At 41.2% G+C, this 14,621-nt stretch carries 13 protein-coding genes and 1 tRNA gene; 6 read left to right on the top strand and 8 right to left on the bottom strand.

Annotation, left to right across the window (positions count from 1 at the left end):
* Position 1 precedes the first annotated feature (1 nt).
* Positions 2–1,993: a 3-hydroxyacyl-CoA dehydrogenase/enoyl-CoA hydratase family protein gene (locus tag VMUT_RS01775; RefSeq protein WP_013603712.1), complete on the bottom strand. Its 1,992-nt coding sequence runs from the start codon at positions 1,991–1,993 to the stop codon at positions 2–4.
* 91 nt (positions 1,994–2,084) lie between these two features.
* Positions 2,085–3,026, bottom strand: coding sequence for a methylisocitrate lyase (gene prpB / locus VMUT_RS01770; protein WP_048056807.1), 942 nt, complete (start codon positions 3,024–3,026; stop codon positions 2,085–2,087).
* A gap of 95 nt (positions 3,027–3,121) precedes the next feature.
* On the opposite strand from prpB, the gene VMUT_RS01765 reads away from it, so the two are divergent.
* The 3 genes from VMUT_RS01765 to VMUT_RS01755 are packed head-to-tail and all read left to right on the top strand — an operon-like array spanning position 3,122 to position 5,933.
* Positions 3,122–3,904: a hypothetical protein gene (locus VMUT_RS01765; RefSeq protein ID WP_013603710.1), complete on the top strand. Its 783-nt coding sequence runs from the start codon at positions 3,122–3,124 to the stop codon at positions 3,902–3,904.
* A 44-nt stretch (positions 3,905–3,948) separates the two neighbouring features.
* Positions 3,949–4,707: an SDR family NAD(P)-dependent oxidoreductase gene (locus VMUT_RS01760; RefSeq protein ID WP_048056806.1), complete on the top strand. Its 759-nt coding sequence runs from the start codon at positions 3,949–3,951 to the stop codon at positions 4,705–4,707.
* 38 nt (positions 4,708–4,745) lie between these two features.
* The gene (locus VMUT_RS01755) at positions 4,746–5,933 is read left to right on the top strand and encodes an MFS transporter (protein WP_013603708.1); all 1,188 of its coding nucleotides are present in this window, start codon (positions 4,746–4,748) and stop codon (positions 5,931–5,933) included.
* Between the two features lie 23 nt (positions 5,934–5,956).
* Here the strand turns inward: VMUT_RS01755 and VMUT_RS01750 are convergent, their stop codons facing one another.
* Together VMUT_RS01750 and VMUT_RS01745 are read right to left on the bottom strand one after the other, a co-directional pair.
* The gene (locus tag VMUT_RS01750; protein ID WP_013603707.1) at positions 5,957–6,754 is read right to left on the bottom strand and encodes an ABC transporter permease; all 798 of its coding nucleotides are present in this window, start codon (positions 6,752–6,754) and stop codon (positions 5,957–5,959) included.
* Entirely contained in the window at positions 6,754–7,638 is an 885-nt protein-coding gene (locus tag VMUT_RS01745) for an ABC transporter ATP-binding protein (RefSeq protein ID WP_013603706.1), read from the bottom strand. The genes VMUT_RS01750 and VMUT_RS01745 overlap by 1 nt, the downstream gene beginning before the upstream one ends.
* A 127-nt stretch (positions 7,639–7,765) precedes the next feature.
* Between VMUT_RS01745 and VMUT_RS01740 the strand changes: the two genes are divergently transcribed.
* Positions 7,766–7,853: transfer RNA gene (locus VMUT_RS01740), tRNA-Leu, on the top strand.
* Between the two features lie 123 nt (positions 7,854–7,976).
* On the opposite strand, the gene VMUT_RS01735 is transcribed toward VMUT_RS01740, so the two are convergent.
* Together VMUT_RS01735 and VMUT_RS12175 are read right to left on the bottom strand one after the other, a co-directional pair.
* Positions 7,977–8,663, bottom strand: a complete 687-nt coding sequence (locus VMUT_RS01735) for an MFS transporter (RefSeq protein ID WP_373419230.1) — start codon at positions 8,661–8,663, stop codon at positions 7,977–7,979.
* Entirely contained in the window at positions 8,585–9,232 is a 648-nt protein-coding gene (locus tag VMUT_RS12175) for an MFS transporter (protein ID WP_158304781.1), read from the bottom strand. Before VMUT_RS12175 ends, VMUT_RS01735 begins: the two co-directional genes overlap by 79 nt.
* A 328-nt stretch (positions 9,233–9,560) precedes the next feature.
* Here VMUT_RS12175 and VMUT_RS01725 point away from each other — a divergent pair, with 328 nt between their 5' ends.
* Positions 9,561–10,961: an aminotransferase class V-fold PLP-dependent enzyme gene (locus VMUT_RS01725; RefSeq protein ID WP_158304780.1), complete on the top strand. Its 1,401-nt coding sequence runs from the start codon at positions 9,561–9,563 to the stop codon at positions 10,959–10,961.
* Positions 10,952–12,505, top strand: coding sequence for a xylulokinase (locus tag VMUT_RS01720; protein WP_013603702.1), 1,554 nt, complete (start codon positions 10,952–10,954; stop codon positions 12,503–12,505). The genes VMUT_RS01725 and VMUT_RS01720 overlap by 10 nt, the downstream gene beginning before the upstream one ends.
* Position 12,506: 1 nt before the next feature.
* On the opposite strand, the gene VMUT_RS01715 is transcribed toward VMUT_RS01720, so the two are convergent.
* Together VMUT_RS01715 and VMUT_RS01710 are read right to left on the bottom strand one after the other, a co-directional pair.
* Positions 12,507–13,313: a GNAT family N-acetyltransferase gene (locus VMUT_RS01715; RefSeq protein WP_013603701.1), complete on the bottom strand. Its 807-nt coding sequence runs from the start codon at positions 13,311–13,313 to the stop codon at positions 12,507–12,509.
* A gap of 22 nt (positions 13,314–13,335) precedes the next feature.
* On the bottom strand, positions 13,336–14,493 hold the full coding sequence (locus tag VMUT_RS01710) for a radical SAM/SPASM domain-containing protein (RefSeq protein ID WP_013603700.1): 1,158 nt from the start codon (positions 14,491–14,493) through the stop codon (positions 13,336–13,338).
* Between the last annotated feature and the right edge of the window lie 128 nt (positions 14,494–14,621).

The following is a 14,621-nucleotide window of genomic DNA, read 5'->3' as shown; positions in this document are numbered from 1 at the left end:
GTTATTCACCTACAAACTTAGGCTTCCTCTTTTCCAGGAACGCCCTTACACCTTCCTGTGAGTCTTTCGTCGATATTGCCACACCGAATAATGCTGCCTCATTGTTTAGCGAGCTCCATATTGGTGATTCAAAGCCGTAGTTTACGGCATATTTGGCAAGCATGAGCGTCAATGGTGGTTTAGAAGCCAATTCCTTAATCCACCTCCTAACCTCAAACTCAAGCGCATGGTTAGGCGTAACCTTATTAACTATGCCGTATTCAAGAGCTTTCCTAGCACTTACTTGTTTACCCGTTAGTATTAGTTCCTTACTTACTCCTAGGTTCGTTAAGCGCGTCAGTCTCTGTGTACCGCCGGCACCTGGTATTATGCCTAGGTTAATCTCAGGTTGCCCAACCAACGCATCCTCGGAGGCTATCCTAATGTCGCAGGCCATAGCTATTTCTAAACCGCCACCAAGGGCATAACCGTTTATGGCCGCAATCACGGGTTTCGTGTAATACTCAACTTCTAGGGTCATTGAGTGATAATGTCTCATGGCTTTAAACATCTGTATTGGCGATGAATTTTGGAACTGATTGATGTCAGCACCAGCACAGAAGGCTCGGCCGTTACCAGTGATTACTACTACCTTAACCCTTGAATCATCCTCAACGGCTCTTAGGGCATTTACTATTTCATCGGCCATCCTAGGTGTTAATACATTCAGCTTATCGGGTTTATTAAAAACGATCCAGGCGGCTGGCGGATCTATCCTTAGTAGTATCTCATCGTACTTTCTCACCTCAACCTCGGGATAGTTCCTAAATCCAGCACCACTCTTCCTACCTAATTTACCTGACTTAACGTATTCCGTAAGTAATGGGTCTGGCTCATACTCATCCCAATTACTAACGTTCTTGAGATGCTGAAGGGCACTAACCACATTATCAATACCTATTTCATCAGCGAGATCGCTTAAGCCCCATGGATAATTCAACCCAAGCCTCACACTCTTATCAATATCCTCAACACTAGCTACGCCCTCCCTAACCAACCAGGCTAACTCGTTAATTGCTGGCGCCATTAATTTAACGGGATCCAAATCAAGCCCTTGATCAGGAAGTACTTTAGGCTTGACATACTGACCAGGACCCGGATACTTATAGAAACCTTCACCGGACTTAACACCAAGTTTACCCTTATTTACTAAGTCCTCAAGTAATGGGCATGGATGAGCCCTAAAGCCTCTCTCAGTCATGGCCTTAACTATGAAGAGACTTGTGTCAAGACCTATGTAATCAAGTAATTCAAAGGGACCCATCGGTAGACCAAGTACATTCCTGGCCATCGCGTCTAAATCAATTATTTTAACCCCTTCCTGCATTACCTCACGACACGCCTCAAGCATAACCCTAAAGAGGACCCTATTAACTATGAATCCAGGTACGTCCTTATTAACAACAACAGGCTCCTTATTTAAAAACCTGGTTAGTTGCACTGTGATATTTACAGTCTCATCACTTGTGTATTTACCTCTCGTGATTTCCACAAGCTTCATTAATGGTGGTGGGTTCATGAAATGAAGCCCTATGAATTTATCACGCCTAGAGGTTGCCTCTGAAAGTTCGGTTATCGGTATTGTACTTGTGTTTGATGCGAATATTGCGTGAGACGGCGCGTACTTATCGGCTTCTCTAAATATGTTCTTCTTCAGCTCGGCATTCTCAGGAACAGCCTCAACCAGGAAATCAACACCTTCGACGGCAGCTGCTATATTTGTAGTGGTCGTTATCCTCGATAATATCGTATCAACACTTTCCTTCAACTCACCTCTTTTACTTAATCTCTCTAGACTGTCTCTGATTCGATTTAATGCGTTCCTAAGTATCTCGTCAGATATGTCCATAAGCCTAACCTCATAACCAGCGATGGCGAATACCTCAGTGATTCCATGACCCATCGTGCCTGCGCCAAGAACTGCAACCTTCCTAATGCTGAGGCTGGAGGACATACATTAGTTTATGGAATTAATTCCTTTATGAGTATTACCATGGGGGATAACATTTTAACTGCGTTAGGGAATAATAATTTAAAATTGAAATTTATTGCTTCAATCTTAATTTGCCAGCGAATTTCTTGGTGACCTCTTCATTCAATTCTTTATCCCAATTCTCGTAATCCCAGTAATGAATAACCTCGTACTGCTCCTGCCTACTAATCATTCTACTGAGCAAGTCCTTCTGAGTACCCTTCTCCTTAAGTTCTATTAAGGCATCCTTAACAGCCTTCATGGCGACCCTAAAGGTCGTTACAGGGAATATAACAATCTTATAACCCATCTCCTCAAACTCCTTAGCCGTTATGTACGGCGTCTTCCCAAACTCGGTCATATTGGCGAGCAACGGCACCCTAACCTCCCTAGCGAATCTATTGAATTCCTCCTTACTCTCGAGAGCCTCGGGAAATATTATATCCGCCCCAGCTTCGACGTACGCCTGAGCCCTCCAAATAGCCTCATCAAGTCCATAAGTACCGCGAGCATCCGTCCTTGCAATGATTAAGAAGTTCTCATCCCTCCTCGTCTCAACTGCCGCCCTAATTTTCTTAATCATTTCATCAGCAGGAACCACATGCTTACCACTCAAGTGGCCGCACTTCTTGGGTAATTCCTGATCCTCAATCTGTATTGCAGAGGCCCCTATTGACTCAAACTCCCTAACAGTCCTAACAACATTAAGTGTCTCGCCAAAGCCAGTGTCCGTATCAACAATGATAGGTATATCCACGGCATCCATAATGTACTTAGTAAACCTAACCAACTCATCAAGTGTGAATACACCAAGGTCGGGCAGGCCCAGGGAGCTGCTGAAGGCCGCACCGGAGACGTAGAGAGCTTCGAAACCAAGTTGTTGGATCATTAGGGCAACGAAAGCATCGAAAGCCCCTGGGGCAATGATAATGCCAGGTTTTGATAATCTTTCCCTAAGCCAAGCCCTAACCTCCTTGGGATCCTTCTTGTTTCTCCTTAATAATACGGCGTCCATCATAGTGCTTAATTAATAATCCCTTAATAAGTAATTCCATGATCAGTTGAAACACAGCTTTATTACTTACCCAAATCCACTATAGTGATACTATAATGCGTAGTATCAGGTCAATATTTAACAGGAGAGGCGCACGTAGGCTGCCTCCAGACCGAGCCAGAGAGAGACTTGAAATGATAATTGACTTGTCACGCGCCATTATGTCAAGGAGGAGCGTGCAAATCGCTAATGATTATTTAATTATTAATGATTGGTCATTATTCACCCGTTACCTCATTAATTGTGTTAATGATAATTGTTCATTAATGAGTATTAGGGTTGATGGTGGGCAGGGAAGTTCATTATTGAACTTTTTGGCGAGGGTTAATAGTAGGCTTGAGTCTGAGGGTGCGGGTAGGATCATCATTGTTGGTGGTTTCGCCACGGAGCTCTATAGTGGTGGCGTTTATAGGACTGGGGATGTCGACGTAATTATTGATTCTAGGGATTCGGAGAGAGCCATGGGCATACTTTATGAGGAGTTGAATCACATAAACGCGAGGAGGGAGGGTAGGGTGTGGGTTAGTGATTACTTTGGTGTATTAGCCCTGGACATAGTCGGCGTGACCTACGTGGGTAGGGTCAAAGTATTGAGAGTAGATAATGGGCATGTTTATATTGAGTCACCGGAGGACAATGCAGTAACTAGCCTAAACGCTTGTGTTTATTGGTCCTCAGATGCCGATTGCGAGAGAGCTGCGGCGGTTCTGGCTGCCCAGTGGGGCAGTATAGATTGGAATTACCTGGTTGATAGGGCTTGGCGTGAGGGCGTTCTTGATAAACTGAATGAAATAAGAAGAGCAATAGAGGAGAGATACAGAAGGTACCAGGAAAAGTAAGAAAGAGAGTAATGTTTTTACCGCAGGTAGTCAATAAGTCAATAATGGGTAGGCTCAGGGATAGGGTGATATTAGTTACGGGTGCTTCCAGGGGCATTGGCAGGGCTATAGCCAGGGCAATCGCTGAGGAGGGAGCCAGGGTGATAATAAACTACAGGTCTTCAGCCAAGGAGGCCGAGGAATTAATGCTTGAACTAAAGAGGAATGGCTTCGATGCGGCCATAATTAGGGCTGATGTATCCAGGGAGGATGAGGTCAGAACAATGTTTGAATTAATTAAGAAAGATTACGGAGTACTACACGGGATAGTCAACAATGCTGGCCACGGTTCCGCAACTACCTGGAACAAGAGATTTCATGAAATAACCTGGAGCGATTTCGAAGAGGTCATTAATGTTGATCTGAAGGGCACATTCCTATGTAGTAAATTTGGTATTGAATTAATGGTGAATGGCGGGTCGATAGTCAATATTTCATCAATAACGGCAAGGACTGGTGATGTTACTGGCATACCCTACCTGGTCGCTAAGTCTGGAATAATAGCCCTCACAAAGTCCATGGCGCTATCGCTATCGCCAAGAATTAGGGTGAACGCAGTGGTCCTTGGAAGTATTGAGACCGGGTGGGTTAATTGGTTAGGCAGTGACGAGGCTCGGAGATTAATTAACTACATACCCATGGGTAGGTTAGGTAGTCCTGAAGATGTTGCTAGGGCCGTTATTTTCCTGCTTAGTGATGATTCATCATTCATAACGGGACATACGATTGTTATTGACGGCGGCGAGTGCACGGCATGCGATTAAGCACTCCTTTAATACGTGCTACTTACATGTAATACTGAATGCGTAGGAATGCTGTCCTATTAATAGCGTCTAGAGCGATTAGGAGCTTGGCTTTTGGATACTTAACATTTATAGTACCACTGTACTTAAAGTCTATTGGATTCTCTGCCGTGATTATAGGGCTTTACTTCCTCGTAGCCACAATATCCTCAGCAATACTGGTACTAATTTCAGGTTTTCTCGGTGATATGATAGGTAGGAGGGATGCATTGATTATTATGTCGAGTTTATTTATAATATCTATGGTAATCTTCAGTATAACGAATAATAAGGTATTACTATTCTTAACATCAGTATTTGGAACAACAACGGGAAGCATGGGGGGTGGTGGGGCTGGCGGTGGTCCCGTTACCCCATTACAAACATCTTTACTTGCTGACAATACCGAGTTAAATGAGAGGACAAGGATATTCAGCCTCACAACATCAATATCACTACTCTCTTCATTACTGGGTTCCCTAATATCATATGCAATACTAAGCCTTGGATTTAGTGACCTAGTGCTTTTCAGGATATCCCTCGTATTAAGTATTATATCATTAATGTTGCTTGTCTTAATCAGTAGGGATAAGCCCAGGATTAAGTCTCTCAGTATTAACGACATTCTTCCGAGAAGATCGTCAAAGCCGATAACGAGGATAGCAATAGCAGGATCGCTGGGTAGCCTAGGTCTTGGTATGGTTACACCATTACTACCATTATGGTTCAGATTATTCCTGAATGCAAGTGAGATTGAGATTAACGAGGTATATACCGCATCCTATGTTGTCTCGATAATCCTCACACTAATGGCTAGAAGAATTGAGGTCTTCATGGGTCGTGTTAGGGCGATATCCATACTTAGATCCATCTCCGTATTCCTATTTATTGTAATGGCATTAATGCCGGTCTTCATGATTGATGCCGTGCTTTATGTAATTAGAGTCACGCTATACACAATAACAATACCTCTACGTCAATCGCTTTCCATGGACTTAATGGATGAGAATGAGAGGGCCCGGGGTCTATCAATCACAGGACTTGCACGCAGAGTCCCATATGGTTTAGGCAGCACGATTGCCGGGTTACTAATGAATTATGCAGAATTCTCATTATCAATGGTCCTGGGAGGCGGCATAGCATTACTCGATCCAATACTTTACTATATATTCTTTAGGCATTATGATGATAGGTCTTCCCAGGTATAATCTTACACAGGATTAAGGGCGACTTAATACATATGTACTGAACCCTCTTTAAGTATCTTCATGAAGGCATAACTAGACAGAGCAACACCAATCACTATGTATATTACTGCCAAGACAGCCAATGGCCATAGGTAATTAAGGAGTTTGGGGATACTGTATCCATAGAGCATAGCACCCCTAAGTCCTGACAATGCCCAGGTTAGAGATAGCGAGTAGCTTATGTACTGGAGCCAGGTCGGTAATACTGAAATTGGGAATACGACTCCGCCAAGCAAATTCGAGGCTACTGAGGTGAATAGGGCTATTGGGTTTCCCTGCTTAACAATCAATACGACGGCACCGGCAATTAGGTTAAGTCCAATTATTGATGCTAGGTAAAGTATTAGGAAAACTATCGAGGACAATAAGTTAGCCCTATACGTAATGCCGAGGCCAAGGCCAATTAGCAGTACTAGAAGAGCACTAATTGAGTTTATTACTAGGCCCCAAACAGTATTGTACATCATGAGTGCCATGGGCCTCAATGGAGATGCTATTAGGTATTCTAGGGTTCCAATTAACTCTTCATTTCTGATACGACCAGCCAATGTGGTAACTGATGCGGAGAAGTAGCCCTGGAATGCCGTGCCGATAACCATGAAAGCCGTATAATTCTTAATAGCGCTTAATTTTCCAAAACCAAGGGTTATGCCGATGAAGAAATAGATAAATACGGGAATAACCCAATTAATCATTGTTAATGCAACCTGCGTCTTATACGAAATCCACATCTTCCAGCCCCTAATCACAATAAAACCATATAATCTGTCAATCACACCCATTATGACCACCCACTCCTCCTCATGATCCTCTCCATCCTCCTTGCATTTCCCTCAGCAACAGCCACCTCAACATCAATATCCATAACCCTAACCCTACCATCACTCATTGCTAACCTACCCATCAATTCATTAAACTTATCAATCGTCGTGACTATTACATACTCATCACCACCAACACTCTCAACATTAAAGCCACTAAGTCCATCCACAGAACCCTTAACGAGAACTTTAACGACCTTAAGGGCTGGAGCCTCATTGAGGATCCTCCTATTTATGTAAATAACCATGTCGGCCAACTCAATCTCCTGAGGATCATGAGAAGCCAGGATAACTGTTTTCCTACCCCTAAGGCCCTTAATGAAACTAAGTATGCTATGCTTAGCATCGATGTCGATGCCGCTCGTTGGCTCATCAAGCAACAGTACGTCTGGGTCATGCATTAATGTTCTGGCTATCTCGAGCCTCCTCATCATACCCGTACTATATGTTGCGACCCAATCATTAATCCTCTCACCCAGTCCCAATTCCTCAAGCAATTTCTTGGCTCTTGCCCTAGCCTCCCTAAGTGATAAGCCATATAATGTGCCGAAGAACACCAGGTTATCCATGGCTGTTATCCTCCAGTAAACACCACGGTCCATGGGGGTCATAAACCCAATCCTCCTCTTAGCCCTAACATCGGTTGACCCATAGCCATAAATAAGGATCCGCCCACTGTCAGGAACCAATATACCAGCAGCAAGCCTAAGAAGTGTAGTCTTACCTGCGCCATTAGGACCAACGAGAACCACTATCTTACCCTCAGGAACCTCGAGGTAAACATCCTCAACAGCCACAATACGCCCAAACCTCTTAGTAACATTATCAAAAAGAACTGCAGACACGAAGCCGTTATCGAAAATGCATTAATAACACTTTCTCCTTTTACAAATACATAATCACGACAAAAACCACAACTATGGCATAAACCACAGAAAAACACTTAAAACCAAAACCGCAAGATATAGATCGGCGGGGGTGCCCGAGCCAGGTCAAAGGGGACGGGTTGAGGTCCCGTTGGCGAAGGCCTGCGTGGGTTCAAATCCCACCCCCCGCACCAAGGGGCTGAATTGTTTATGGTTCGTGTCGTTTTCATTTCAATTGGTAAATATTTATGCGATGATGAATTAATATCGCGAGATTTAATATTGAATAAGTACTCGATTATGTAAAAATTAAATGGTTATTTTTTAGGCTCAATTAGAAATGCACTAAATATTAATGAAATAATGCCTAGTGTTACTATGAATATTATTGGTATGAACCAGGGATCGTAAATAAGGTAATATAGCTTTAGTGCCTTGCCTAATGTAATTGAGTAGTAATATAAATCGCTCATTACTATAATTATGGCGAATGCCCCGACTTGTGATGCTAGCCATAATAAGCTAGCCGCTATACCTGCTGATTCACCACCTACTGTCTCGAGGGATAATTGAAGACCAACAGGCGCTAGCGATAACAATAGAAAACCAACTCCTATTGAAATAACCAAGTAAATAATATATATGGTTCTCAACGAAAATAGGGCAAATAACAAAACTAATAATGATAGATTAATTAGTATTATCCCCTTCCTCATATGATACTTATCGGAAATGAATGGTATCACCACCATTCCAATTATCCCGCTTATGAGCATTGATATTCCAGCAAGGTCTCCGTAGAGAGTTGCTATACCTCTAGAGTATAGTATTGATTCATTCCATTGAGCCAGGGCACTAAATACGCCAACTCCTATTAAGAATAGTATCATTAGTATTATGATGTTTCGCTGCCTAATAATAGTCCTTATTTGAGCACTGAAGCTCTGCTGCGAGACGATCTCACGAGTTCTTCCCTTAACTGGTGACTCGCGCGCCGTAGTGATAAAGAAAAGAAAAGTAAGGATATAGTGACTATTAATGAGAATGTAATTATGTTTAGAATTAAGTCGTGAAATGAGGGTTCAGGAACCATTATGGGCGTTATTACTAATGCTAATACCATACCGATTATTTGCCCCATTGTGCCAATACCATTTGCTAATGTTTGTTCATTCTCAGGAAACCAATTATTAGCAAGTTTAGTTATGCCATTGTATATAAAGGGTTGACTTGTACCAGCTAAGCTTTGAAATAGAAGTAGTAAGTAGAAGTTAGTGCTGGCAAATAGCCTCAACCAGGAGAACAACGCGAGTAATGCACCGCCTATCGATACTGCAAGCTTAAACCCATATTTATCAACTATGAAGCCTGCAGGTATTGAAAGAGGAATGAATATTAATGGCCATATAGCAGCCATTAATCCTATCATTGTTAAGTTCGTATGAAATAAAGATACCATTTGTGGCACAGCAATACCCGCAAAGTTTAGCCATATAATCTGAGATGACATAGCAATAAGAGTATAACCAGAGAGTACGACCCACCTCCAGCGGTTTTCATATATCATATTCATATAAAAATAATAATATTTACTTAGTTCTTTTAAATGCTTATTATAAATAAAATATTTATATAACATGGATATCAATAATTTTAAGAATTCTATTTCATTAATTCCTTTACAAACTTAAATGAATACATCTCATAATATAGATTCAATATCGTGATATATTATTAATAAGAGACGGAGGATTATTGCATTCATTTAAAAAGAGGAAGTATTGTAATTACGCGTAATGTTACAAGGGAAAAATATCTGTTCTCGAAATTATTGGTTTAAATAAAGTATTATATTTTATATATTCATGATATTTTTAAATAAATTAATAGATTTCAGAGTAATGGCATTATCCGATATATCTAATCTTATGGCTGGGTTAGGAAAATTATTCAAGCCCTATAAGGGGGCTTTTCCTGAATTTAGGTCGTTACCATCCAAAGGAGTTAGTAGGGATGAATTACTTTCTATTTTGAGAAAAATGGCATCTGAGGAAGATAAATCATGGAAAAACGGTAAAGTATCGGGTGCTGTCTATAATGGGAGTGATGATTTAGTGTCTTTATATGAGGAGGTCTTTTCAATATATCCACTTGCCAATCCATTGCATCCTGACGTTTGGCCAAGCTTAGTTAAATTGGAGAGTGAGGTTGTAGCCATGTGCGCTAATATGCTTCATGGAGACGGCAATGTGAGAGGTTCAATAACTGTGGGCGGTACTGAAAGCATTTTATTAGCAATGAAGACCTATAGGGATTACTATAGGCATAAGAAGGGTATCATAGAGCCTGAAATAATTATTCCTAAATCTGCGCATGCAGCCTTCCTTAAGGCTGCCGAGTACTTTAACATAAGGGTGAAGATCGTAGATCTTGATGATAAATTTAGGGTTGATGTGGAGAAGGTTAAGAACACCATTACGAAAAACACAATAGCAATCATAGGTTCTGCGCCGAATTTTCCATATGGAACTATAGACCCCATTAAGGAGTTGGCTGAGGTAGCCATGGATCATGGGATCAGTATGCATGTTGATGCTGCATTGGGAGGGTTCATATTACCATTCGCACGAAAATTGGGTTATGATATACCACAATTCGACTTTGACGTAGAGGGGGTGACCTCGATTAACTTAGATACTCATAAATACGGATATGCTCCTAAAGGTTCCTCGGTAATACTTTATAGAGACCCAGAGTTATTTAGTTATCAGGTATATGCCATTGGTGACTGGACTGGGGGTATTTACTTCACACCAACAACACTGGGTAGTAAGCCTGGCTTTACCATAGCCGCCACATGGGCTGTAATGCTCCATCTCGGTGAGGAGGGTTATATGAAAATAACAAAGGAGATACTTGAGACCGGTAAATACATAATTAATGAGATTAAGAAAATAAGTGAATTGAAGATACTTGGTGACCCACTGTGGATAATTGCCATATCCTCAGATTCCATAAATCCCTACGTCATAATGGATTACATGGCACAGAGAGGATGGCACTTAATAGGTTTAATAAATCCACCAGGATTCCATATAGCACTCACGTATAGGCACACTTTACCAGGTGTTAAAGAGAGCTTCATAAATGATTTACGTGAATCAATAAAGGACGCCATAGAGAAGGGCCAACCTACAACTGGCATGGCGCCCATCTATGGAGCAACAGCGTTTCTGCCTAAGGACCAGCTAGACCTTATTTTAAAGTACGTAATTGATTGGCTGTATAATCCGTGGGAATAACTATGGCTTCATTAAGTGAATACTATATTGGTATTGACCTCGGTACATCTTCATGCAAAGTCGCTTTATTTAGTAGGGATGGAACATTAATAGCATCATCCACTAGGTATTATCCATTAATTCTTGGTAAAGATGGAAAGGTAGAGCAAGATCCATTAGCATGGTGGGGCGCTGTTAAGGACTCCCTAAGAGATGTTGTTACTAATACGAAAATTGATGTTAATAAAATAATGGCTATTGGCGTTACTGGACAGTGGTCAGATACAATACCAATTGATAAGGATGGAAATCCATTGTACAAAGCCATCATATGGATGGATACAAGGGGTAAGGACGAAATAAAGAAACTGATTGGGGGCTTTCCATCAATATCTGGATACCGTATAGATAAACTATGGATGTGGATACGCATAACTGGTGGAGCACCGACAAGGTCAGGTAAGGATTCCATAGCTCATATTCTCTACATAAAGAATAACATGCCTGACATATTCAATAAGACGCATAAGTTTCTTGACGCAATTCATTTCATAGTAATGAAATTAACAGGTAAGATTGCAGCATCTTGGGACACATCAGTCTTATTGTGGGTTACTGATAATAGGAACCCAAATAATGTGGTTTATTATGAACCGTTATTAAGACTTGTTGGTATACCCAGAGATAAATTGCCTGATCTAGTTTCACCAACTACTATTGTTGGTTCAATAGACCCTAAGGTGACTGAGGAAATAGGATTACCGAGTCACATTAGGGTTATTGCTGGTTGTGGTGATCTACCATGCTCACCAATAGGCGTTGGTGCTGTTGATTATTACGAAACGCACCTATACATTGGAACATCATCGTGGATAACAACGCACGTACCATTTAAGAAAACAGATATATTCCATAATATTGCATCGCTACCCTCGGCACTCCCTGGTAAGTACTATGTACCGGTTGAACAGGAAAATGCGGGGAGCTGCCTTGATTACACCATGAAAACACTCTCCATTAAGGATTACGACGAGATCGATAGGCTTTGTTTAGAATCGGTGCAGGGGTCAAATGGATTGCTATTCTTACCCTGGCTACTTGGGGAAAGGGCTCCTGTTGAAGATCCATACCTTAGAGGTGGATTTTTCAATCTAGGTATATATAATTCAAGGGGCGATATTGTGAGGGCTGTGATGGAAGGCGTAGCATTAAATATTAAGTGGGCATTTCAGTCTTATTTAAGGTTCATAAATCATAATGTTGATTACGTAATAATGGGCGGCGGAGGTGCCCAATCAAAAATATGGCCGCAAATAATAGATATATTGAATATTAAAGTGATCACTGTAAAGAATCCAAGGTATATAACAGCAAAAGGAGCAGCTATGTTAGCGGCCTATGGCTTAGGCACAGTTAATCTTAATGATATAAAGAGCACAAGAAAAATTGATCAGGTATATGAGCCAAGTAAAGATCTAAGAAAGTTATATGACGAAAAATACTTAATATTCATGAAATATTATAAAAATAATAAGGAATTAATGAAATCAATCAATAAATTATAATTCAAGGATTATAATTCAACAATATCATCCCTTGAACCGCAATGTAACCAAGCCTTTTGTAGACCCTAATTGCTGGTGTGTTATATTCATCAACGTGAAGCATCGCCACGGCACTACTATTAATTGCATCCTTAGTTATTACAGAGACTACCGCCTTTGCGAATCCTCTATTCCTGTAATTAGGGATTGTGAATACATCACCCACGACCCAAACCTCCGGTAGCTTCAAGTACGTACCTGCAATGGCCACCAATTCACTGTTCATGAATAATCCATAATAATGCCAATGAGGCGATGATAACCTAATTAACGCCTCAGCCTCACTTATCCGCGTTCCCTGTATACTCTTTACCCTAAGGAATTCATTAATATCATTAATCGATAATCTGCGAATAACAACAGCATCATCGTTAATAATAAATTCCCTAAAGGAATTACTCCAACAAATCATTGTTAAGTCTCTGGATAGTGATATCGTGCCTTTGCTGGATAGCTTATTGATTAAATGATTCACGTACTTAGGTTCGGTTTCCGCATGAATCACTAGGCGGTTGTTTAGTGGAATCTCATCAAGAGCGTTAAGGGATGCATTACCGATTATGTGAATTGCCGTGTATGGTAATCCCCTGAATATCAATAGGTAACCAACTATGTCATTATTAACCACGTTTAGGTAAGCCTCCGTGAACTCTGGGTAGTAAACAATGTCGTAGTACAGGTATACATACCTGACAGGGTCCATTAAATAAGCCCTCCTGATCAGGCTAAGGATGTTCCTATTCAACTCCTTAAATACATCAATAATCATTACACCAGGCAGGGAATAATCATTACCTGGATTTATTAATCAATCTCCCAACAATTGGGCAATAAGGATCAGGCGAATCCACAGAGCTAAATGCCGCAAACGCTCTGGCAGGGCAACCAGCATTGCATAGGTTAACCATTGGGCAGGTACTGCATGGCTTTATACCCACATAGTTCCTATTCCTAAACGATCTAAAACCATTCCTCCAGATAACCTTAAGATCATCCCTAAGCGCATTGCCCTCATAGAACTCCTTATTCATGGTCAATTCACACCCATAGATACTACCGTCCGAGTCTATTACGAATCTGCTTCTGCCCGCGGGGCATGTTGTGTAATTAATAATCCTAAGGGCATTAAGTTTCTCCTTGGACCTCTTATACGCATTGTATAGATCACTGAGGCTAAACCTAAAGCCATTCAGGACAAGCTTAACCCTGGTCTTAGTGCGCATTATGTCATTAATAACCATCCTTGCCAACTCATTACTAATCGATAGGCCGTTTTCACGAGCCCTACCAAACTCCTGAACACGTATGAAGGTGAGCACTGGGGCACCCAATTTTTCCGTTAACCTAACCATATCCACAACGTAATAAGCATTGTCAGGTATTACCGTATACGACAGCGACACAGCAATACCAACCTCCCTAAACACATTAACAGCCCTAACAGCCTTATCGAAACTGCCAATGCCCCTAATAACATCATTGACTGCTGGATTTGGGCCATCGAGACTCACCTGAACCTGGTCAAGCCCAGCCCTCTTAAGTTGAAGTGCACTTTCTCTATTAACTAACGTACCATTAGTACTCATCGATATGTAAAGACCAAGGTCCTTCGCATGACTTATTATTTTCAATAAGCCCCTTCTGATTAATAGCATTGGTTCACCACCCAATAGGTAGACATACTTAGCCCCAAGATCCCTTAATTTATCAAGTATGAGTAACCAATCATCGATACTTAATTCATTACTTAATGGCTTACCCGCTAATAAGTAGCAGTGTCTACATTCTAGGTTGCATGCATGGGTTAGGTAAATAGTTACGTCATTAATGAAGTTCATGCTTAGGTATGGAAGTTCGTTATTGTCCTCAACACTACCTCGCAGAGCCAGTATGTGGCTAAGTGGGGATGCTGGGCATTCATCCAGGAAGATCTCCATTTCATTAATCACTTAATCGCCTAATTCCTAACTCTATGTACTCCAATTTAAATTGCAGACTTTAGAGGGAAAGAAAATCAGGTGATCCGCTGTTCCTCATCGATCAGCGATTCCTGATTTTCATCAATCAACATCTTGAT

The sequence above is a fragment of the Vulcanisaeta moutnovskia 768-28 genome (assembly GCF_000190315.1).
Taxonomy (GTDB): domain Archaea; phylum Thermoproteota; class Thermoprotei; order Thermoproteales; family Thermocladiaceae; genus Vulcanisaeta; species Vulcanisaeta moutnovskia.
The sequence above is the reverse complement of the archived record's forward strand: the minus strand, read 5'-3'. Positions and strand labels throughout refer to the sequence as shown.